This is a genomic window from Rhodococcus sp. 5A-K4 (genome assembly GCF_046097995.1).
GTDB lineage: Bacteria > Actinomycetota > Actinomycetes > Mycobacteriales > Mycobacteriaceae > Rhodococcus_F > Rhodococcus_F erythropolis.
The window spans coordinates 16,430-37,621 of the sequence record NZ_JBJURM010000023.1 but is presented as its reverse complement, the minus strand read 5'-3'; the positions used below and the strand labels follow the sequence as shown (position 1 = coordinate 37,621).

Genomic DNA, 21,192 nt, shown 5'->3' with positions numbered 1-21,192 from the left:
AACAGCCGGTCGGTTGTCCTCACCTGCCCGGAAACCGAGTTAGGGCTGCCTGACAGAAAGGAGCCCGACGGCCACCGCCTAACGTGACGACCAGACATGTCTGCGTTTGACCAAGCCCGTCCGACGCAGAAGATTGATCTCTCCAGGCCACGAGCGGTTACCAGTCGGTATCTACAGGCTGGTAATGCTAGTTACTGGCGGGTAACATAACGCAGGTTAGTATCAGTGGGCTGTCCCGAGGTGGCCGACGCGTCGCCCTGAAACGAAAGGCCGCGACATGAATGCCCTGACGATTACGTTGGGCACGATTGGTGCTCTGCTGAGCTTGGTGTGTTGGTACATCTTCCTCTCAGGCGCGCTGAGGATGTTCAACACCGTGCGCATCGGCCAGTCGGCACCCGATCGATGGCGCCCGTTCTTCCCTCGCTTCAAGCAGATGATCATCGAGTTCATCGCGCACACGCGCATGAACAAGTTCCGCAGCGTCGGCTGGGCCCACTGGCTCGTCATGGTCGGCTTCCTCGGCGGATTCCTGCTCTGGTTCGAGGCTTACGGCCAGACGTTCAACCCCGAGTTCCACTGGCCCATCTTCGGTAACACGTGGGCGTGGCACCTGTGGGACGAGATCCTGGGCCTCGGCACCGTCATCGGTATCACCACGCTGATCGTGATCCGTCAGCTCAACCACCCGCGTCTGCCTGCACGCCTGTCCCGGTTCGGCGGCTCCAACTTCAAGGCCGCCTACGTCATCGAGGGCATCGTCCTGCTCGAGGGCCTGGGCATGATCATGGTCAAGGCCGGCAAGATCGCGACCTACGGTCACGCCAACCCGTGGACCGACTTCTTCACCATGCAGGTCGCCAAACTGCTTCCCGCCAGCCCCGTCATGATCTCGGTGTTCGCGTTCGTCAAGCTGATGACCGGCATGATCTGGCTCGCGATCGTGGGCCGCAACATCACCTGGGGCGTCGCCTGGCACCGCTTCTCCGCGTTCTTCAACATCTATTTCAAGCGTGAAGACGACGGCACCGTCGCGCTCGGCGCGGCAAAGCCCATGATGTCCAAGGGCAAAGTCCTGACGATGGAGAACGTCGACCCCGACACCGACACTCTCGGCGCCGGAAACATCGAAGACTTCTCCTGGAAGGGCTGGCTGGACTTCACCACCTGCACCGAGTGCGGGCGTTGCCAGTCCCAGTGCCCTGCTTGGAACACCGGAAAGCCGCTCTCCCCCAAGCTGCTCATCATGTCGCTGCGTGACCACGGCTACGCCAAGGCCCCGTACCTGCTCGCTGGTGGACGCAAGGACATGGGCGGCGACGAGATCGGACTCGTCGACAGCGAAGGCAACGTCAAGGAAGCCGCACTCGCAGCAATCCCCGAGGCCGCACGCCTCGAGGCCGACCGCAAGCTCGTCGGTGAAACCGTCGAAGGTGAGATGGCCCCGGTCATCGACGCCGAAACCTTGTGGAGCTGCACCAACTGCGGTGCCTGCGTCGAACAGTGCCCCGTCGACATCGAACACGTCGACCACATCATCGACATGCGTCGCTACCAGGTCCTGATCGAATCGGAGTTCCCCTCCGAGCTCGCCGGCCTGTTCAAGAACCTCGAGAACAAGGGCAACCCCTGGGGCCAGAACTCCAAGGACCGTCTCAACTGGATCAACGAGATGGACTTCGAGATCCCCGTCTTCGGCAAGGACGCCGACAGCTTCGAGGACTACGAGTACCTCTTCTGGGTCGGCTGCGCCGGCGCCTACGAAGACCGTGCCAAGAAGACCACCAAGGCCGTCGCCGAACTCCTTGCCACCGCGGGAGTGAAGTTCATGGTCCTCGGCGCCGACGAAACCTGCACCGGCGACTCCGCACGTCGTGCCGGCAACGAGTTCTTGTTCCAGCAGCTCGCAATGCAGAACATCGAGATGCTCAACTCGGTCTTCGACGGTATCGAGCAGAAGAAGCGCAAGATCGTCGTCACCTGTGCGCACTGCTTCAACGCCCTCGGCAACGAGTACCCGGAGGTGGGCGGCGACTACGAGGTCGTGCACCACACCCAGCTGCTCAACCGTCTGGTGCGCCAGAAGAAGCTGATCCCGGTTGCGTCCGTGAGCGAAGACGTCACCTACCACGACCCGTGCTTCCTCGGACGCCACAACAAGGTTTACGACGCTCCCCGTGAACTCATGGAAGCCTCAGGCTCCAAGCTGGTCGAAATGCCGCGTCACGGCGAACGTTCCATGTGCTGTGGTGCCGGTGGTGCTCGCATGTGGATGGAAGAGAACATCGGTAAGCGCATCAACGTCGACCGCGTCGACGAAGCGCTCTCCACCAACCCCAAGAAGATCGCCACGGGTTGCCCGTTCTGCCGCGTCATGCTCACCGACGGCGTCACTGCCCGCCAGGAGCAAGGCCAGGGCGAAGGCGTCGAGGTCGTCGACGTCGCGCAGTTGATGCTGAACTCCGTCACCCGCCTCGATCCCGCCCAACTCGGCGAGAACATCAAGGTGATCCCGCGTGAGAAGGCCCCGGTCGCTGCTGAGGCAAAGGCTGAGACCGTCGAGCAGGATCGGGTCGCCGAAGTCGAGGAAGCCGCCGCGACTCCGGAAGCCAAGGCTGCACCGGCAGGCAAGGGTCTGGCCATGAAGGGCCTCGCCAAAGCACCAGGCGCAAAAGCTCCCGGAGCCAAGGCACCAGGCAAGGGCCTCGGAATGGCCGGCGGGGCAAAGGCTCCCGGCGCCAAGAAGGCAGCTCCCGCCGCAAGCGCGGAAGCTCCCGCCGCCGACGCTGCTGCACCGGCCACACCTGTGGCAAAGCCCAAGGGGCTCGGTCTTGCGGGCGGAGCCAAGGCTCCCGGCGGCAAGGGACTGCAGATGAAGGGCGCCGCCAAGGCACCCGGAGCAAAGGCCGCTGCCGCACCGGCAGCGGAAGCACCGGCAGCTGAGGCTGCTGCACCCGAAGCTGCTGCACCCGTCGCCAAGCCGAAGGGTCTGGGCCTGGCGTCCGGCGCCAAGGCTCCCGGCGGCAAGGGACTGCAGATGAAGGGCGGGGCCAAGGCTCCTGGTGCGAAGGCTGCACCTGCTGCTGAAGCACCTGCCGCTGCTCCGGCTGCACCCGCCGCTGCACCGGCATCTGCACCGTCAGAGGCTCCGGCCGCCGAGGCGGAAGCCCCGAAGGCTCCACCGGTCGCCAAGGCCGGCGGACTCGGATTCAAGTCGGGCGCAAAGGCTCCCGGCGCTCGGAAGGCTGCTCCTGCTGCAGCCCCGGCGCCAGCTGCGGCACCGGCTCCCGAGGCCGAACCTGTGAAGGCAGAACCCGCCGCCGAACCTGTGAAGGCAGAACCCGCCGCCGAAGCACCTGCTGAAGCGTCCGCACCCGCGGAAGCTCCGACGCCTGCTGCCGCGCCGCCCGCCCCCAAGGCAGGTGGGCTCGGATTCAAGGCCGGCGCAAAGGCTCCCGGCCGCAAGAAGTAACCGCTCCACACGCGAATGCCCTCACCGTCATGGTGAGGGCATTCGTGTTTGTGCGGGGAGCCAATCCCGACCGAGCACCCTTTCCCTCGACTCAACACACCTTGCTCTACGCGGAAAGCGGTGCTCGCCGTGGACAAGTGGTGCTCACTCCCCCGCTGCCAAATCGAGGTCGCCCTGTCAATCTGCGACAAGCATCACCGCACCGCGCGCACGCCCGACGCCCCTTTCCTGCTGCCGTCCGATGACGTATCGCCCCGGAGCGATTCCGGTCGCGCCGTGCTCCGGATGGATCAGGTACGCGGTCACTCGGGTGTCGAGCATGCCGAGCGCAAGGCCCCGAGCATCTTTCACCGGCGTCGACCACGTGCACTCCCCTTCGTCTGCAACCAGACTGTGGGGGTTACCGCCCGCCGCGCTTCGCAGCAACTCCACTCCCGAGAGCGGCACTCTCACAGAGCGTGTCCACGGCAGAGGCGCCACGATATTTGCGAGCAGCGAAAACGGGATCACGATGAGATCGCCCTGCGCCTGAAGTCCGTCGATCACAGGAATGGACACTTCCTGGTCCAGGTAGTCGAAGACATCGAGGCCGGTGAGGGTGGTGAGAGCGGACAAGGTCATGTTCGAGTTCATAAGTATCACCAAGGGTTTGAGGATTGAGGGTTTGAGGATTGGGGCTTGAGGGGTCGAGATTCAGGTTCGACGAACGAGACGGGAGTAATCGGCGCCGGTGATGCCGTAAGTCCAACCGGCGGCATCCAACGCGGAGGTAAACCATCCGGGTACGTGAAGGCCGTATCGACGCCGATGCCCGTCGCGTTCGAAAGAACCGTTGACCGCGAGGAGAATGCGTCCACTTCGGCCCCAGCCCTCCGGTGACGCGTGGAGCTGCAGCAGGCAACCGACATTACCGGGATCGTCGGCTTGGTCGACCAGTGTCAGGCCGGCCAGCTCGATGTAGGAATCCCACCCGATCCGCTCGATTGCACATCGACGGATCTCTACATTGCGCTCGTGTGCGATGCGTTCGGCGGTCGGGTCGAGCACTACCCAGTCGGGAACGATCGCTCCGTGCAGAACGAACGCCTTTGTTCCGTCTGCGAATTCGAGTGCCGGGGAATCAGAGTGGTGGAGTCGGCGTTCTCCCCGCGCACTGCCCGGTATCCGCTCCGAGTGCAAGACCCTGGGTCGTTCCGCCATGATGCACACGTCGTCGAACGCCCACCACCACCCGGTCGAGTCAGCCAGTGCGGTCTGCACATCGAGAAGTTCACGGTCTTCCGAGCGGAAGGTCGCAAGACCGTATCGATGGCATGTGTCGTAGTACGCGATTCGATGGGCGTCCTGCTGCCCGTACCAGGTCACTCCACCCGCCACCGGGGTCGACATCGTTCGTATCGCAGCTGCGACGCCGTCGAACAGTGTGGTGTGCAACGATTCCCAGATTGCGGATCTGATGATCCGCGCTGGATTGACGCGGCGCTGAGTCGAACCCCGCTGAGTCGACCCCCGCTGATCCGACCCCTCGGACACGCTGGCACCAACGCCCCCGAACGCGCGACGTTCCATCTTCCAGCGTTCTATCTGCCAGTCAATGCTCCGACGTTCGATACGCGCGTTCATACGTCGGCGCGACGCCGAAAACATGCTCGCGATGTGCCCGCAAGCGCAGTCGAGTCCAGTGCCGTCGAAGGACATCTTGTTCGACAGACCTTCGGCGGCGATCAGATCCGATCCAGCAGAGGGCGACTGAACCCAGACGAACTCCGGTTTCGGGAGCCCGGATCGTCGGTATAGTTGCGCGACAGCAGATTCTGCCGTGGATCGATCGGCCGGACGTGTACACAGACCGCGTTCGAGCCATACGTCGCGGACTGCTTCCAAGGCCTGATTGTCTTCATCGAAGATATCGATGTTCTCGGTCGATGTCGCTCGACGTGACGTCGACGAGCGAAACGGTGCGGCGCTCACGCGACGGTGGCGGGGTCCGCCTTTCCTGTAGTCATAGTTCAACAGCCTGGCACGCAAACGCTCCGGACGCAAGGGTTGCCTAGAGTGCGACACCGAGAACCTGCCACCGTTTCCCCACACCCAACACCCTCTCCAGCGACGCGAAACCGGTTCGAACTGTGGACAAGTGGTGTTCACTCACGGCTATCCACAGCCCCGGGTTCACGGCTTCCTTTCCAGCGCCGGGCGCAGCAAGATCGATCGGTATGGGGGAACAAATACGCATCCGTCGGCCAGAGCAACTGTCGACAGGTCGTACCGATTCCGAGATCCGGCAGGCCTGCGCGAGTGGAAACTGGTCCAGAATCCATCGCGGTGCCTACGTACCCAGCGACCACCTGTCACGCCTCGGCGCCTACGGGCTACATCGATTGCGCGTCGAGGCTGTGGCCGGTACCGCTTCGGCACATGCAGCGGTCAGCCACATCTCGGCAGCGGTGGTGCACGGCTTCGAACTCTGGAACACTCCGCTCGAAGTTGTGCACCTCTCTCGGGACCGACGAGGCGGTGGCCGTAAATCCGCTCGACGACACGTGCACTCGGTATCGTTCACCGACGACGAGGTCACCCACGTCGACGGCCTACGCGTCACGACTCCGGCACGAACTGTTGCGGATCTCGCGAGGACGCTCCCTTTCGAACCGGCTCTCGTGGTGGGCAATTCAGCATTGCACCGTTCAGCGTTGACCAAAGATGCAGTTGCGGCCTCGCTTGCACTCAGCCCGAACCATCCGCGCCATCGACATGCGCTCCACGCGCTCACCGCGATGGACTCGCGCATCGAAAGCGTCGGTGAATCACGGAGCCTCGCATTGTTCCTGCAGGAGCACTTACCACTCCCCGAACCCCAGGTCGAAATCCACGACGCTCGAGGGTTGGCCGGCCGCGTCGACTTCCTGTGGCGTGAGCAGCGCACCATCGGAGAGTTCGACGGCCGCATCAAATACGGCCGACTGGTGCCCGCCGGGCGCAGCGCCGAGGACGTGCTCTGGAACGAGAAGCTCCGCGAAGACCGACTCCGTGACGCGGGGTGGGAAGTCGTGGGCCGACCTGTCGACCCCGTCACTGGTGGCAGGTCGGATCCTCGCGGCCTTTGCGCGCAGCCGCGGGGCCGTCAGCTACTGATCGCAGGCTTCCACAGCTCGAGCGTCGCAATGCCGGGTGGGGTGAATCCGAGCACCTGCCCGTAGAAGGACAGCTCGGCGTTGCGTGAGCTGATGATGGTCGACTGCTTGCGGAATCCGTGAGATTCACCCTCGTAGGCCAGGTAGGCATGCGGAATACCCTTGGTCACCAGAGCATCCCGGAATCGCTCCGCCTGCGAAGGTGGCACGATCGGATCGTCGAGACCCTGGAGCAGCAACACCGGGCAGTTCAACCCGTCGACGTTGTTGAGCGGAGCACGTTCCGCGTACAGGTCGGCAGATTCCGGCAGCGGGCCGATCAAACCGTCGACATAGCGCGATTCGAAATCGTGAGTTTCCTGCACGAACAGGTCCAGTTCGGCCACGCCGAAATAGGAAGCACCACAAGCGAACACGTCGGACGTCGTCAGTGCGGCCAGAACGGTCCATCCACCGGCAGATCCGCCTTCGATGGCAAGGCGGGCCGGATCGGCAAGCCCTTGCTCGGCCAACCCGGTGACGGCGGTGACGACGTCCTGCACGTCGACGACACCCCACTGTCCGCGCAGCCGGTTGCGGTACTCACGTCCGTAACCGGTCGACCCGCCGTAATTCACATCGACGACGCCGATTCCGCGGCTGGTGAAGAAGGCGTAGACGAGGTTGAGGGCCGGGGCGACGTGCGCCGTCGGCCCACCGTGAACAAACGCAACGTATGGCGGCAGTTCGCCGTCGAGTCCTTTGTATCGCGGACTGCGCGGCGGATACGCAACGGCGTGAACTTCTCGCCCGTGTCCGTGAGCCACGACAGCTCGCGCTTCCGGAAGGTATGCAGACTCGGGCAATTCTTCGACCGACGAACGGATTTCGGTGAGTTCGCCGGTACCGAGGTCGAACTCGCGTAGCGCGCCCGCCAGTTTCGCGCCTCCCGAGGTGAGCAGCAACCGATCGCCGCGAACCTGCATGAGGCCGATGCTGGTGACACCCGGGATCGCGATGTCGCGCAGTTCCCCCGACGCCGGATCGAGTACCGCCAGCGTGTCGGTTCCCACCGTGCGTGCGGTGAGAAGGTGCCCGTTGTCGAGTTCGACGAACCAGCGCGCACCGAAGCGCCACTGTGGGCCACCGAAATCCGCATTCACCGGGCAGATCGGGGTGATCTTGCCGCCGACTCGATAGATGTTCCACCAGCCGCTGCGATCACTGATTGCGTAGAGTTCGTCGTCGGTGATCCACTCCGGTTGCAGGACGGACTCTTCAAGTCCGCCGATCAGCACGGAGTAGTTCTGAGCGACGCCGTCGACGAGTGGAGCTACCCGCAGTTCGGTACCGTCCCAGGGCATTTGCGGATGGTTCCACGCGATCCAGGCTATTTTGGTTCCACTCGGCGAAAGCCTCGGTGACGAGAGGAAGTCCGAGCCGCCGACGATCGAGCGAACCTTGCCGGAACCGTCCAGCGGAATCGCGCAGATATCGCGAGTGATCGCCCCGTCCTCCGCGTGCGCTTCCCGAACCGCCCACACCTCACCGTTCACGATCTGCAGGTCTGCGTATCGCAACGCGGGTTCAGGCGTCAGAGCCCGCGGAGTGACTCCTTCGAGGATGTACACCCGTTGATCGGAGAATTCACTGAAGACCAGTTTTCCGGACTCGGTGACGGTCCAGGCGCCACCGCCGTACTCGTGAACCCTGGTCCGGGCGTTCCACGGCGCAGGGAGGATGTCGACGGGTTGGTTGTCGAGACCGGATCGACGGATCGATGTCCGACCACCCTCGGTCGGACGAAGTTCAGCCCACCAGATCTCGTCACCGACGTATCGTCCACCCTCGACAGGGTGGCCACCTGCAGCCAGATCCGCTGCTCCGATCGGAGAAGTCCACGATCCGTACGGGGCTGCAATCTGCTCGCTGGGGGTCATCGCTCGACAATAGCCAACTGGTCGCGCGACACGGTCCCCGACAATGCACTTGCACAGTGGTGGAATCATGTAACTCGTGAGCACACCAGAACCCGTCCGCCATCGTCAGCCGCAGCGCGAGCTGGAGCAGTCGTCGAAGCTCCAGAACGTCCTGTACGAAATCCGTGGGCCGGTGCACGCGCATGCCGCCCGGTTGGAGGCGGAAGGACACCGGATCCTCAAGCTCAACATCGGCAACCCGGCACCGTTCGGATTCGATGCTCCCGATGTGATCATGCGCGACATGATCGCCGCCCTGCCCTATGCGCAGGGCTATTCGGAGTCGAAGGGCATTCTGTCGGCGCGGCGCGCAATCGTGACGCGTTACGAGCTGGTTCCCGGCTTCCCCGAGCTCGACGTCGACAACATCTACCTCGGTAACGGTGTTTCCGAGCTGATCACGATGACCATGCAGGCCCTCCTCAACAACGGCGACGAGGTTCTGATCCCAGCGCCCGACTACCCGCTGTGGACTGCGATGACGAGCTTGTCCGGAGGCACGCCCGTCCACTATCTCTGCGACGAGGCCAACGACTGGAATCCCGATATCGCCGATATCGAATCCAAGATCACCGACAAGACCAAGGCTCTCCTCGTCATCAACCCGAACAACCCCACGGGTGCGGTGTACTCCATGGAGGTTCTGCAGCAGTTGGTCGATCTGGCACGCAAGCATCAGCTTCTGCTGCTCGCCGACGAGATCTACGACAAGATCCTCTACGACGACGCAAAGCACATCTCGCTGGCAACGCTTGCCCCGGACCTGCTGTGCCTGACGTTCAACGGCCTCTCGAAGGCCTACCGCGTCGCCGGCTACCGCTCCGGCTGGGTCGCGATCACGGGCCCGAAGGATCACGCCGCCGGCTTCCTCGAGGGACTCGACCTCTTGGCGTCGACCCGCCTGTGCCCCAACGTCCCCGGACAGCACGCCATTCAGGTCGCCCTCGGCGGACACCAGAGCATCGAAGACCTGATCCTGCCCGGCGGTCGCCTGCTCGAGCAGCGCGACGTCGCGTGGGAGCGATTGAACATGATTCCGGGTGTTTCGTGTGTGAAACCCCGCGGTGCGCTCTACGCGTTCCCTCGTCTGGATCCGAACGTCTACGAGATCCACGACGACGAGAAGTTGGTTCAGGACCTGCTTCTCCAGGAGAAGATCCTGATGGTTCAAGGCACCGGGTTCAACTGGCCGAACCACGATCACCTTCGGATCGTCACCCTTCCGTGGGCCCGGGATCTCGCCGTGGCCATCGAGCGATTCGGCAACTTCCTCACCAGTTACAAGCAGTGATTTCGGCCCGTCGAATCGGGCAAAATCAGGTAAACAATTCGTTGTACAAATACCCCGTAAACGTAAAAGTGCGGGGTATTTGTGAGACCTTCGTCACAACATTCGCATACCAGGCGGTTTGATTGACACTTTAACTATTTAGTGACCTGCCCTGATGCGAAAACGGTCCAACCGGTACGTGATTCGTCGTGAAATTGGTAGTTGGACAACGCGCCAAACCCGATTGAAATTGGGTACATTGGTTATCAGCACTTCGGTGCCGCGAGCACCTGGTATCCCTCCCCCCCCTGTGGATACCAGGTTGGTGGCGGGGACAACCCCCCCTGTTCCCCGCCACCCAGCTCGACCAATCCCAGTTTCGCCTCTTTCCCGGAAATCACCTGCGCCGACGCTGTCGTCGATCGACACTATCCGCAGAAGCTGACCATTCGCTTCGGAGCCGATAACATTGCACCGGTGCAAATCCCCAGTCCGACACTCAGTTTCCGATGAGTCACGGCCACGGCCACGGTGGCCCCATTCAGATCGGCCCCACCGCATCACGCGTCGTCATAGGCTTGCTCGTCGTCATCGGCATGGTTGTCGTCGCGGCAGCTATCGCGCTGTGGCCGGACAAGAACACCATTCCCGTCCCGCTCCCCTTTCAGAATGCCGACGGCAGTTCGGTGGAGACCGAGGCGGGCACCGTCACGATGCAGGATCTCGGCGACTGCGGAAGTTCCTCCGCCGGAAGGGTATTCGTCGGTGCACCGCAACCGCCACCCACCTCCGCCTATCAGTGCCAGCGCAGTATCGTCGATATCGAGTCCGGGCCGAATGCCGGAACGAAGACACTCCTCGAGATCATCCCGGGTGCCGGACAACCGGATCTACGGGTCGGTGACCACATTCGCCTGGTGCGTCAGACCGACCCGAACGGAAACACGCAGTACTCCTTCGAAGACTATTCGCGTGGTCTCCCACTGGCGCTGATCGTCATCGCGTTCGCCGTCGTCATCATCGCCGTTGCGCGGTGGCGCGGACTGCGCGCACTCGTCGGTCTGGTGATCGCCTTCGGCGTCGTCGTCGGGTTTCTCCTGCCCGCATTGCTCGACGGTAAGCCTGCGATACCGGTTGCACTGGTCGCCGGCGCGGTGATCTTGTACGCGGTTCTCTATCTGGCGCACGGTGTCTCACTCAAGACCAGTTCGGCTTTGCTCGGCACCCTTGCCGCGATGGTGCTCGCTGCCGTTCTCTCCTACCTCTGTATCGAACTGACGCACCTCACCGGGCTGTCCGAAGAGCAGAACACCAATGTGCAGACATACATCGAGCACATCGACATCACGGGCCTGCTGCTGGCGGGCTTCATCATCGGATCGCTCGGTGTTCTCAACGACGTCACCATCACCCAGGCATCTTCGGCGTTCGAGTTGGCCGAACTCGACAAGCACGCACCCCGCCGAAAGGTGTTCAGCGGGGCGATGCGGGTCGGACGCGATCACATCGCCAGCACGGTCTACACCTTGGTTCTCGCGTACGCCGGCGGGGCGTTGCCACTGCTTCTGCTTTTCAGCGTCAGCGGTCGCCCTCTTCAGGACGTCCTGGTCGGTGACGCTGTAGCGATCGAAATCGTACGGTCCGCGGTCGGCGGGATTGCTCTGGCGCTATCTGTTCCGCTCACTACTGCTATCGCCGTGATTCTGGCTCGCCCACCCGGTAGTGCGGTCAAGGCCGGCCCCACGTCAGGCGGCCGACACTCCAAACGCTGAAAGCGAGCCTCAGAGTCCGGGAATCGGTGGGAGAACCGGTAACAGAATCGGCGGAAGCCCCGGAATGTAGATCGCGGGCGGTGGCGGCGCGGGAGCGGGCGCGGGCGGCACGTAAGTGTCCTGCACGACTGGCGGAGCCTCGACGACCGGAGGGGGTTCCTCCGTCGTCGTCGGGGGCGGGGTCGTTGTGGTCGTAGGCGGCGGGGTAGTCGTGGTCGTCGGCGGCGGCGTAGTCACCTCGGTTGCCACAGGTCCGGCATCCTCGGAATCGAAGACCTTTCCTCCGTAGCCCAATCCCAACCCCACGATCACGATCGCCGCGATCACACCGGCGCCGAGGCCCGCGAACCGTAGCGGGTTTCTCGGCTCTTTGGATGTCGATTCGACGGGTTGTGTCCCGGCGAGCCAGGACGGGTGTGCGGTTCCTGCCCCGGGTGCCTCGCCTTCGTACATCGCCGAGTACGCCTGGGCGTCAACCATCACAGCCTCGGTGTCGGCGTCATGTTCTGTGCCGAATCCGTCCGTGGCCTGGTCACTGTCGGCGACCGCGAGATCTGCGGCCGGATCGAATCGTTGCTCGTGTCGGTTCGGTCGCGGCTGAGGCAGTTCCGCCGCGTAAGGGCTCGGCACCTGTTCCTGCGGAACGGACTTCGTGCCGGAAGCGGCTTCGGACAAGGCATTCGGCCGCTCCGATTCCGCGAGCGTTGCCACCCCTCCGTGGCTGAACGCCTGAACCGGAACGGGTACCTCCGCCGGGGTGTGGATCGGATACGGCGCAAAGATCGGCGCTACAGCCGGAACCTGAACCGGGGCAGATACCGCGCGCGCCGATGGCGTCATCGACGACTCCGCGATCAGCGCAGCGCCTTGCGCAGTCACGAGTTCCGGCTGCTCGGGCGCGATGAGGGGGCACTCCAGCCACGCGGCGAGGGTCGCCCGCACGATCGGAATGCGTGCACCGCCACCGATCAGGAGAATCGCGTCGGGGTTACGGCCGGACGTTGCGATGACCTCTCGTATCTCGCGTGCGAAGGCCTCCACCGACGTGACGACCAACGAATCGAAAACTTCCCGCGACAGCAGGAGAAGCCCGCCGGGCCCGGGCAGGCACACCGCACTTCGTGAGGACAGCTGTTCCTTCGCGAGTCGGCATCGCGCCTGCAGTTCTGCATCGCCACCCGGGTCGGCCGGCGTAGCTATACGGCGACGCACGGTCTGATCCGAGTAGACGAGCTCGTCGAAGTGATCTCCGCTGACCCGCGTCGACCGGGCGGTGACGACGGTAGACCGCATCTGCCTGTCCACAATGCTGATCGTCGATCCAGAACTACCGATGTCGACGACGACGAGTGTGCTCTGGTCGGTCAGCGCACCGGACGCCTCGAGCATTCGAAGCGTCGCGACTACTTCGGGAACCAGCTCGAAGTTGTCGATGCCTTTCTGTTCGAACGCTGTTTGGAGTGCTCCGGCCTGCGCTTGATCCCGGTAGGCGACGACCGTATTGCTGCCGAGATCGGCATTCTCGGTCAAGGCCACGCCGGTTGCCTCCGCTGCGACTTCCTCCGGAATCTCACGACCGCGATCGACCGCTCTGGATCGGAACACCGGACCACTGTGGTCGGGCGTCCCCGGGCGCGCCAAACGCACAGCGCTGGCTCCCACCGTCACACCCAAAACCAAGTTCATGATCCACCTTCGTCGACCGGCGACGGGTTCCGTCAGCAGACCCCGTCATTCCCCGGCCGGAAGTCTACCCACTGGGCATGGTCTGCGAGGTTCGCGCATCTCACCTAAGGCCTTCTCGCAGCTATTTTTTCGCAACCTGGACGGTCGACCTACCGCCCCAATCCGCGGTAGTTCCAACCGGCGCCGCGCCACAGGTCCGGATCGAGGCAATTTCTGGCGTCAACGATCACCCGCCGCCGAACGAGTGGTTCCAAATCGCCGGGCACGAGTGAGGCGAACTCGTCCCATTCCGTGGCGATCAAGACCACATCAGCATTTCTGCAAGCTTCTGACGTGGAGGTTGCATAGTGAAGGGTGGGAAACAGTCGGCGAGAATTGTCCATGGCCTTCGGATCGAAAACGGTGACCGCTGCCCCGTGCAACTGCATCATTCCGGCAACGTTGAGCGCAGGCGAATCGCGCACATCGTCGGATTCGGGCTTGAACGCGGCCCCCAGAACCGAGACGTTAGCTCCCAGCAAACTGCCGTCGCAGGCTGCCGTCACCAGTTCCACAGCTTTTGTGCGTCGTCGCATGTTGATGCTGTCTACCTCGCGGAGGAAGTACAGAGCCTGGTCGACACCCAATTCCCCGGCGCGTGCCATGAACGCCCGAATGTCCTTCGGCAGGCACCCACCGCCGAACCCCAAGCCCGCATTGAGGAACCGTCTACCGATCCGAGCGTCGTACCCGAGAGCGTCGGCCAACATCGTGACGTCGGCGCCGGTCGCCTCGCACACCTCCGCAATCGCATTGATGAAGGACACCTTGGTCGCGAGAAACGCGTTCGCAGATCCCTTGACCAACTCGGACGTCGCCAGATCGGTCACGAGGAACGGCACCCCCGCGCCCAGTATCTCGGCATACACCTCGCGAAGAACGCCTTCGGCGTTTCCCGGCCGGTCACGATCGATCCCCAGAACCAACCGGTCAGGGCTCAAGGTATCCGCGATCGCGTGTCCTTCACGCAGGAACTCCGGATTCCAGGCCACCTCTACCGAGCCACCCGCCGGCGCAGTCGCTCGGAGTCGCTCGCCGAGAGCCGCTGCCGTGCCTACCGGCACCGTCGACTTCCCGACTATCAGCGAAGGCTTTCGCAACAACGGCGCCAACATGTCGATCACCGAATGAACATGACTGAGATCTGCGGCGTACTCCCCCTTCTTCTGGGGCGTCCCCACACCGACAAAATGGATGTCGGCAAAATCCGCGGCATCGGCGTAGGAAGTCGTGAACTGCAGCCGACCCAACGCCAGATTCTTCTCGAGCATGTCGGTCAGACCCGGCTCGAAGAACGGGACCTCCCCACGAGACAACTTGTCGACCTTGGACTGGTCGATGTCGACTCCCAGCACGTCGTGACCAAGTTCGGCCATACACACTGCGTGGGTCGCCCCCAGGTATCCCGTTCCGAACACGGTCATCTTCATGTGTTGTTGGTATGCGTCCGAACTTTCCGAAACGCGTACGCCAGGTGGGCGCGAAACCAACATCGGGCGTACGACGAGTACGTCGCGCGTGCAACCTATGCTTCTGGCATGCACGTTCTCTTCGTTTGTACGGGAAACATCTGCCGATCACCCACTGGCGAACGCCTTGCACGTGCTTATGCCGCCGAAGCCGGAGTTTCCGGATTCACCGCGTCGAGTGCCGGAACCCGGGCGATGGTCGGACACCCGATCGAGCCGACTGCTGCGAGGGTTCTCGCGGGGCTCGGCGGCGACCCCACGGAGTTTCAAGCCCGACGCATGACAACAGCGCTGGCCTCGGACGCCGACCTCATTCTCACGATGACCGAAAGTCAGCGAGACAAAGTCCTGGCGATGGCTCCGGCGCGGCTCAAGCGCACGTTCACACTTCGAGAAGCCGCACGGTTGAGCTCGCTCGCAGATGCACGAACTGTCGAGGACCTCGCCGCCGCCAGGCCCCGATTTCGTGCCGCCGAACCCGAGAATGTCATGGATCCGATGGGTAAGGAAGAGAACGTGTTTCACGAGATCGGACTTGAGATCGCCGATCTCCTCGGCCCGCTGCTCAGCCGACTTCGCTTCGGTGAGCGCTGAGCGCGGGCACCGCGGTCAACTGCGGTAGCGACTTGTCCGACTCGTAGTAGTAGCTGTACTCGTACGCATTGCGTCCGCGAGACGGCGTCATCGTGATGACAGTGCCCAGGACGTGTGCACCCACACTCTGTAGGTTTCCGACCGCGCGCGCCAGTTGATCGCGCTTCGTGGAGCCGTGTCGGGCGATCACCAGGGCACCGTCCGACATCGCGGCCAGGACCGCGGCATCCGTGACGGGTAGCAACGGCGAGGCGTCGATGATGACGTAGTCGTATCGCGCCCGCAGTTCATCGAGAACATGTTTGGCCGTGTCGGTGCCGAGTAGTTCGCTCGGGTTCGGCGGGATCGGTCCGGAGGCGAGCACTGTCAGCCCGTCGAATTCGGTCGGCTGAAGCACATCGTCCAGCGTCGCTTGACCGGAGAGCACCGAACTGACGCCGACGCTTCCGATCAACCCCAGATACTTCGACACTCGCGGCTTCCGGAGGTCGCCTTCCATCAGGCACACTGATTTACCGGCCTCCGCCAAGACAAGAGCGATGTTCACGGCGGTCGTCGTCTTACCCTCGGAGGGAAGCGAACTCGTGACGACAATGACACGCGGTGGATGATCCACCTCGAGGAACTGAAGGTTGGTGCGCAATTCACGGAAGGCTTCGGCACTCACGGAATTTCCGTCACTGAAAGTGATCGCATGGTTGACTTCGACGACTTTGTCGAACGGGATCGTGCCCACCATTGCCGAACCCGCAATCTCTTCCACCGTTCGACGATCCTTCACCGTGTTGTCGAGTCGATCGCGAATCAACGCAAGCGCGATTCCCGACACCAGTCCCGCCACTGCTCCGAGAGCGAGATTGCGCGAAGTCTTGGGCGAAACGGGAACAGACGGCTCTTGGGCCTGTTGCTCGACGACCACACGTGCAGGCGGCGTTCCGCCGTTCTCGGGTGTCTCCAGTTCCTTTGCCAGTGCGACGAATTCGGACGACAGAGTATTTGCGATCTCTCGCGCGAGCTCCGGTGAAGGATCCTTGACTCCGAGGTCGATCAACACAGTGTCGGGCGCCGACGTCGCAGTGACCTTGGAGGCCAACTCTTCAGCCGACATCCCGCCGACCACCCTCGGTCCCAGTTCGTCGATCGTCCGCTGCGCAAGTGTCCGGCCGGTCAGGAGTTTTGTATAGGACAGAACTCGCTGCTGTGAAAGTTGACTGCCCTGCAGTGCCTCGTTGACCGAGGTACCCGCCGACGTCGAAACGAACAGCCTCGTCGAGGCCTGGTAAACGGGCGTCGAAAGAAGAGAAGCGCAAAGGGCTCCCAGGATTCCGAGCACGGTTACAGCAGCGACTATTCGCCATCTGGCTTGCAATATCTTCAGGTAGTCGACAATTTCCATCTTGATGTCTCCTTCGGCTCACGCATGTCCACTGCGGGTCTGAGCGGTCTTTGCCGGTCAGACCGCGAGGGCGAACCGGGCTTTCTCAATTTCGATATCGATCAGCTGCGACGGACGAAACGTCCTGTGCTCACGGGCGTCCCAGTCCGCGGTAGTTCCAACCTGCGCCTCGCCACTCGTCGGGGGAAAGGCAATTGCGCCCGTCGACGATCACCTTCTTGCGAACGACTGCATCGAGATCGGACGGCTGCAACTTCAAAAATTCGGGCCACTCGGTCAACACCAGGACGACATCGGCGCCTTCGCACGCCTCCAACGCATTTGCCGAATAGGTCAACGTCGGGAACAGCGCACGCGAATTTTCCATGGCCTTCGGGTCGTACACGTTCACTGCTGCGCCTTGAAGCTGAATCTGACCCGCGACGTTGAGCGCCGGCGAATCACGAACGTCGTCCGAGTCCGGTTTGAACGCGGCACCCAGAACTGCGACTCTCGCACCGAGAAGCGATCCGCATGCCTCCCGCGCCAGTTCGACCATGCGTGTCCGTCTGCGCATGTTGATGTTGTCGACTTCGCGTAGGAACGTCAGTGCTTGGTCGGCGCCGAGTTCACCGGCGCGAGCCATGAAGGCACGGATGTCCTTGGGTAGGCAACCGCCGCCGAAACCAATTCCCGCGTTGAGGAATCGACGTCCGATCCGAACGTCGTACCCGATCGCGTCGGCGAGCACTGTGACGTCGGCGCCGGCAGCCTCGCACACTTCGGAAATCGCGTTGATGAACGAGATTTTCGTGGCCAGGAATGCATTCGCTGACGCTTTGACCAACTCGGACGTAGCGAGGTCCGTGACGAGAAAGGGAATTCCCTCATCGAGGAGGTCTGCATAAACCTCGCGCGCAGCAGATTCCGCGCGACCGTGTCGACCGCGGTCGACCCCGAGCACCAGACGATCTGGATGCAATGTGTCCTGGACGGCAAACCCCTCGCGCAGAAACTCGGGATTCCATGCGACTTCGACGCCGTCACCAACCGGTGCCAGTTCCCGCGCGCGCTTACCGAGCCGTTCCGCGGTTCCCACCGGCACCGTGGACTTCCCGAAGATGACCGCGGGTTTGGTGAGCAGCGGTGCCAGAGTTTCGATCACGGCATCCACGTAGACCATGTCAGCGGCGAACTCACCCTTCTTCTGCGGCGTACCGACCCCGAGGAAGAACACGTCCGCAAATTCAGCGGCTTCCTCGTAAGACGACGTGAACTTCAGCCTTCCTCGATCGATGTTTCGTCGTAGGACCTCGCCCAAACCTGGCTCGTAGAAAGGAACTTCCCCTGCTGCCAGTTTCTCCAGCTTTGCCGCGTCGACATCCACTCCGAGGACCTCGTGACCGAGTTCGGCCATACACGCCGCGTGTGTCGCGCCCAGGTATCCCGTGCCGAAAACTGCTATGCGAGTGCTCATGTTGCTCGATCTGCTTTCTCGACAGTGTGTGAAGTGTTGATGGGATGGGTAATTCAGGTGCGCACGGCACCGATGTTGTCTCGGTACCACGAGACCGTCGACGCGATTCCTTCGCGCAATCCGATTGTCGGCCGCCATCCGAGTTCACGAATCATGCTCACGTCCAGAAGTTTCTGCATTGTTCCGTCAGGCTTCGAGGTGTCCCACCGCGTCTCGCCGGTGTATCCGACCTCGTCGGCGACCATCGAAGCGATCTCACGAATTGTGTGGTCCTCGCCGGTTCCCACGTTGACGTGCGATGCACCGTCGTAGTTGTCGAGCAGATGCAGACACGCCGACGCCAGATCGTCGACATGCAGAAATTCACGTCGAGGATTGCCACTCCCCCAGTTGACAACCAACGGCACTGCGGATGACTGCGCCTCGTCGTAGCGCCGAACGAGGGCGGGAAGTACATGCGATCCACGCGGCGAGAAATTGTCTCCCGGGCCGTACAGGTTGGTGGGCATCGCCGAGATCCACGATCGACCATGCTGCCGCCTGGCAGCTTGAACATGGAGTATTCCCGCAATCTTTGCTATTGCATAGGCGTCGTTGGTCGGCTCGAGATGCCCGGTGAGCAGGTATTCCTCCTTGATCGGCTGCGGCGCCAATTTCGGGTAGATGCACGATGATCCGAGGAACAGGAGACGCTCGACGCCGTGTGCAAGGGCAGCGTCGAGCACGTTCACCTGGATACGAAGATTCTCCGACAGGAAGTCGACGAGGAACGTGCTGTTCGCCGCAATCCCACCAACTTTTGCTGCTGCAAGGATCACGTTGGTCGGCTTTTCGCGGGCGAAAAAATCGAAAACAGCTTCCCGCTCACGCAGATCGAGTTCGGCGGAGGTCTGTCCGAGCAACCGTGAGAAGCCGGCAGATTCCAGTTTTCGCCACACCGAAGAGCCGACCAAACCTCGGTGTCCAGCCACGTAGAACGGTGCGCCTCGATCGAGTGGTCGCGCTGCGAATGAATCACTCATCGCGTCGCCAACCAGTCGGGAAGTGCCGGAGTGTCGATCCACGGGCGCCCTTCATGTTCGAGCGCTTCGATGTCTGCCTCGACCATGATCCGAGCCAGTTCGGGTGTGTGCACGCCGGCCTTCCAACCGAGTTTGCGCTCGGCATGGCTCGGATCCCCGATCAGTGCGTCCACCTCGGTCGGCCGAAGATACCGTTCGTCGAATCGAACGTGGTTCTCCCAGTTCAGACCTGCGTGTTCGAAAGCGACTGTGAGGAAGTCGCGCACCGAGTAGTTGCCACCGGTGGCCAGCACAAAATCCTCAGGCTCGTCGACCTGCAGCATGCGCCACATTCCCTCGACATACTCCGGCGCGTACCCCCAATCGCGTATCGCATCGAGATTACCCATGTACAGATGATCCTCGATCCCGGCCTTGATACGTGCGACTGCCCGCGTGATCTTGCGCGTCACGAACGTCTCGCCGCGCCTGGGGGACTCGTGATTGAACAGAATTCCGTTCACCGCGAAGATTCCGTACGCCTCACGGTAGTTCTTGGTGATCCAGTACGAGTACACCTTCGCCGCACCGTAGGGCGAGCGTGGATAGAACGGTGTCTCCTCGTTCTGCGGTGGTGGTGTGGCACCGAACATCTCAGAGCTCGACGCCTGGTAGAACCGGCAGTCGAGTCCGGCCATCCGAACCGCCTCCAGTAGTCGGATCGACCCCACACCTGTCGTGTTCCCCGTGTGTTCGGGTTCGTCGAAGCTGACTCTGACGTGAGACTGCGCAGCGAGGTTGTATACCTCGTCCGGTTTGATCTGCGCGAGCAGCGTCACCAGGCGCGCTCCGTCACTGAGGTCACCGTAGTGAAGGAAAAGCCGTGCATCCGCATGGTGGGGGTCCACATAAATGTGGTTGATCCTCGAAGTATTGAACGTCGACGATCGACGGATCAGTCCGTGAACCTCGTAGCCTTTGGAGAGCAGCAACTCGGCGAGGTAAGAGCCGTCCTGTCCCGTGATTCCGGTAATCAGTGCGCGTTTCATCCTGCGTTCCTTCCGTTGCGGGACAGCCCGCCTGATAGTTGCGAAACCACGGTTGTGGTCCGTATTCCTCCGAATCGCCCGGCAGTCTTGATCTCGCTCATGTGCGTCCCCCCGAACGGCCGAGGAACTTTCGAATGTCGCGCGATGCCAACCGAACGAAGGTCGAGTTACCGAACAGGTAGCGCCGCCACAGACGTTTGGGTTCCGATGCAAGTCGATACAGCCACTCGAAACCCGAGTTCTGGACGAAAGATGGTGCCTCCGAGACAGTTCCGGCCAAGAAGTCGAAGGCCGCGCCGACACCGACGGCCACGTAGTCGGTTCGATCCGCTATCGCCTTCGTGACAAAATCCTGCTTCGGAGCTCCCAAGCCGACCCACACGATGTCCGGGGCCGACGGACCGACCTTCGTGATGATGTCATCGACGAACTCCTTGCTGAACGCGGCAAACGGCGGGGCATAAGTGCCAGCCACCTCGATGCCCGGGTATAACTCCTCGACTCGATCCGTCAAGAGGCTCAACGTCTCTTCTGTCGTGCCGACAAAGTGGTGACGGAGGCCGTAGCGGCGCCCCTTGTCCAGGGTGGCCTCGAAGAACGACGGACCCCGGACTGGTCGAACACCGACGTGATCGGAAGCGGTGCCGCCGATCAGGCGCATCACCCAGTTGACCGGGGTTCCGTCTGCGAAGTTCACACCGGGACCCTTCAAAACCGCGGAGTAGTCGCGATCGCTGTGCGCCGCCGACACGCAGTAGGAGTTCGACAACCTCACGGAGACTCCGGTTCCCGCTCCCTCTCGTCTGTCGTTGACTACCCAATCGGTAGCTCCCTCGAGATTGGTCGCGGCAAACGGAATGCCACCCACCTCGATGACCTCGAACGGACTGCTCATC

At 62.4% G+C, this 21,192-nt stretch carries 15 protein-coding genes; 5 read left to right on the top strand and 10 right to left on the bottom strand.

Annotation, left to right across the window (positions count from 1 at the left end; translation table 11 throughout):
* Positions 1-277: 277 nt before the first annotated feature.
* Positions 278-3,472 (top strand): (Fe-S)-binding protein, encoded by a 3,195-nt coding sequence (locus ACKAMS_RS25280; RefSeq protein ID WP_259120647.1) that lies wholly within the window; start codon positions 278-280, stop codon positions 3,470-3,472.
* Between the two features lie 177 nt (positions 3,473-3,649).
* Here ACKAMS_RS25280 and ACKAMS_RS25275 read toward each other — a convergent pair whose 3' ends face one another.
* Positions 3,650-4,105 (bottom strand): hypothetical protein, encoded by a 456-nt coding sequence (locus tag ACKAMS_RS25275; RefSeq protein WP_029254716.1) that lies wholly within the window; start codon positions 4,103-4,105, stop codon positions 3,650-3,652.
* 60 nt (positions 4,106-4,165) lie between these two features.
* Positions 4,166-5,443 (bottom strand): DUF6745 domain-containing protein, encoded by a 1,278-nt coding sequence (locus ACKAMS_RS25270; protein ID WP_408989745.1) that lies wholly within the window; start codon positions 5,441-5,443, stop codon positions 4,166-4,168.
* Positions 5,444-5,688: 245 nt separating this feature from the next.
* On the opposite strand from ACKAMS_RS25270, the gene ACKAMS_RS25265 reads away from it, so the two are divergent.
* Positions 5,689-6,672: a hypothetical protein gene (locus ACKAMS_RS25265; RefSeq protein WP_408989744.1), complete on the top strand. Its 984-nt coding sequence runs from the start codon at positions 5,689-5,691 to the stop codon at positions 6,670-6,672.
* Here ACKAMS_RS25265 and ACKAMS_RS25260 read toward each other — a convergent pair.
* Entirely contained in the window at positions 6,597-8,525 is a 1,929-nt protein-coding gene (locus ACKAMS_RS25260) for a prolyl oligopeptidase family serine peptidase (protein ID WP_408989743.1), read from the bottom strand. The two genes, ACKAMS_RS25265 and ACKAMS_RS25260, sit on opposite strands and share 76 nt — an antisense overlap.
* Positions 8,526-8,601: 76 nt before the next feature.
* Here ACKAMS_RS25260 and ACKAMS_RS25255 point away from each other — a divergent pair, with 76 nt between their 5' ends.
* Both ACKAMS_RS25255 and ACKAMS_RS25250 read left to right on the top strand, forming a co-directional pair.
* Entirely contained in the window at positions 8,602-9,855 is a 1,254-nt protein-coding gene (locus tag ACKAMS_RS25255; RefSeq protein WP_019747413.1) for a pyridoxal phosphate-dependent aminotransferase, read from the top strand.
* Positions 9,856-10,343: 488 nt separating this feature from the next.
* On the top strand, positions 10,344-11,606 hold the full coding sequence (locus ACKAMS_RS25250; protein WP_019747414.1) for a YibE/F family protein: 1,263 nt from the start codon (positions 10,344-10,346) through the stop codon (positions 11,604-11,606).
* Between the two features lie 9 nt (positions 11,607-11,615).
* On the opposite strand, the gene ACKAMS_RS25245 is transcribed toward ACKAMS_RS25250, so the two are convergent.
* Together ACKAMS_RS25245 and ACKAMS_RS25240 are read right to left on the bottom strand one after the other, a co-directional pair.
* Positions 11,616-13,292, bottom strand: coding sequence for an Hsp70 family protein (locus ACKAMS_RS25245; RefSeq protein ID WP_229757253.1), 1,677 nt, complete (start codon positions 13,290-13,292; stop codon positions 11,616-11,618).
* 149 nt (positions 13,293-13,441) lie between these two features.
* Positions 13,442-14,761 (bottom strand): UDP-glucose dehydrogenase family protein, encoded by a 1,320-nt coding sequence (locus ACKAMS_RS25240; protein WP_408989742.1) that lies wholly within the window; start codon positions 14,759-14,761, stop codon positions 13,442-13,444.
* A 108-nt stretch (positions 14,762-14,869) separates the two neighbouring features.
* On the opposite strand from ACKAMS_RS25240, the gene ACKAMS_RS25235 reads away from it, so the two are divergent.
* Positions 14,870-15,394: a protein-tyrosine-phosphatase gene (locus ACKAMS_RS25235; RefSeq protein WP_029254712.1), complete on the top strand. Its 525-nt coding sequence runs from the start codon at positions 14,870-14,872 to the stop codon at positions 15,392-15,394.
* Here ACKAMS_RS25235 and ACKAMS_RS25230 read toward each other — a convergent pair.
* From ACKAMS_RS25230 to ACKAMS_RS25210, 5 genes are all read right to left on the bottom strand, one after another.
* Positions 15,366-16,790, bottom strand: coding sequence for a polysaccharide biosynthesis tyrosine autokinase (locus ACKAMS_RS25230; RefSeq protein ID WP_019747418.1), 1,425 nt, complete (start codon positions 16,788-16,790; stop codon positions 15,366-15,368). The genes ACKAMS_RS25235 and ACKAMS_RS25230 overlap by 29 nt on opposite strands.
* A 130-nt stretch (positions 16,791-16,920) precedes the next feature.
* Positions 16,921-18,246: a UDP-glucose dehydrogenase family protein gene (locus tag ACKAMS_RS25225; RefSeq protein ID WP_408989741.1), complete on the bottom strand. Its 1,326-nt coding sequence runs from the start codon at positions 18,244-18,246 to the stop codon at positions 16,921-16,923.
* A gap of 53 nt (positions 18,247-18,299) precedes the next feature.
* Entirely contained in the window at positions 18,300-19,268 is a 969-nt protein-coding gene (locus ACKAMS_RS25220; protein WP_029254711.1) for a GDP-L-fucose synthase, read from the bottom strand.
* Complete coding sequence (gene gmd / locus ACKAMS_RS25215) at positions 19,265-20,296, bottom strand: GDP-mannose 4,6-dehydratase (protein WP_019747421.1); 1,032 nt, start codon at positions 20,294-20,296, stop codon at positions 19,265-19,267. Before gmd ends, ACKAMS_RS25220 begins: the two co-directional genes overlap by 4 nt.
* 97 nt (positions 20,297-20,393) lie before the next feature.
* A complete protein-coding gene (locus ACKAMS_RS25210; RefSeq protein WP_019747422.1) occupies positions 20,394-21,191 on the bottom strand; it encodes a WecB/TagA/CpsF family glycosyltransferase in 798 nt (265 codons plus the stop codon).
* Position 21,192 lies beyond the last annotated feature (1 nt).

Excerpts from the sequence above, each read along its gene's own strand:
- ACKAMS_RS25280 (WP_259120647.1), top strand. The coding sequence starts at position 278 with ATGAATGCCCTGACGATTACGTTGGGCACGATTGGTGCTCTGCTGAGC.
- ACKAMS_RS25275 (WP_029254716.1), bottom strand. The coding sequence starts at position 4,105 with ATGAACTCGAACATGACCTTGTCCGCTCTCACCACCCTCACCGGCCTC.
- ACKAMS_RS25265 (WP_408989744.1), top strand. The coding sequence starts at position 5,689 with ATGGGGGAACAAATACGCATCCGTCGGCCAGAGCAACTGTCGACAGGT.
- ACKAMS_RS25260 (WP_408989743.1), bottom strand. The coding sequence starts at position 8,525 with ATGACCCCCAGCGAGCAGATTGCAGCCCCGTACGGATCGTGGACTTCT.
- ACKAMS_RS25250 (WP_019747414.1), top strand. The coding sequence starts at position 10,344 with ATGAGTCACGGCCACGGCCACGGTGGCCCCATTCAGATCGGCCCCACC.
- ACKAMS_RS25245 (WP_229757253.1), bottom strand. The coding sequence starts at position 13,292 with ATGAACTTGGTTTTGGGTGTGACGGTGGGAGCCAGCGCTGTGCGTTTG.
- ACKAMS_RS25240 (WP_408989742.1), bottom strand. The coding sequence starts at position 14,761 with ATGAAGATGACCGTGTTCGGAACGGGATACCTGGGGGCGACCCACGCA.
- ACKAMS_RS25235 (WP_029254712.1), top strand. The coding sequence starts at position 14,870 with ATGCACGTTCTCTTCGTTTGTACGGGAAACATCTGCCGATCACCCACT.
- ACKAMS_RS25230 (WP_019747418.1), bottom strand. The coding sequence starts at position 16,790 with ATGGAAATTGTCGACTACCTGAAGATATTGCAAGCCAGATGGCGAATA.
- ACKAMS_RS25225 (WP_408989741.1), bottom strand. The coding sequence starts at position 18,246 with ATGAGCACTCGCATAGCAGTTTTCGGCACGGGATACCTGGGCGCGACA.
- ACKAMS_RS25220 (WP_029254711.1), bottom strand. The coding sequence starts at position 19,268 with ATGAGTGATTCATTCGCAGCGCGACCACTCGATCGAGGCGCACCGTTC.
- gmd (WP_019747421.1), bottom strand. The coding sequence starts at position 20,296 with ATGAAACGCGCACTGATTACCGGAATCACGGGACAGGACGGCTCTTAC.
- ACKAMS_RS25210 (WP_019747422.1), bottom strand. The coding sequence starts at position 21,191 with ATGAGCAGTCCGTTCGAGGTCATCGAGGTGGGTGGCATTCCGTTTGCC.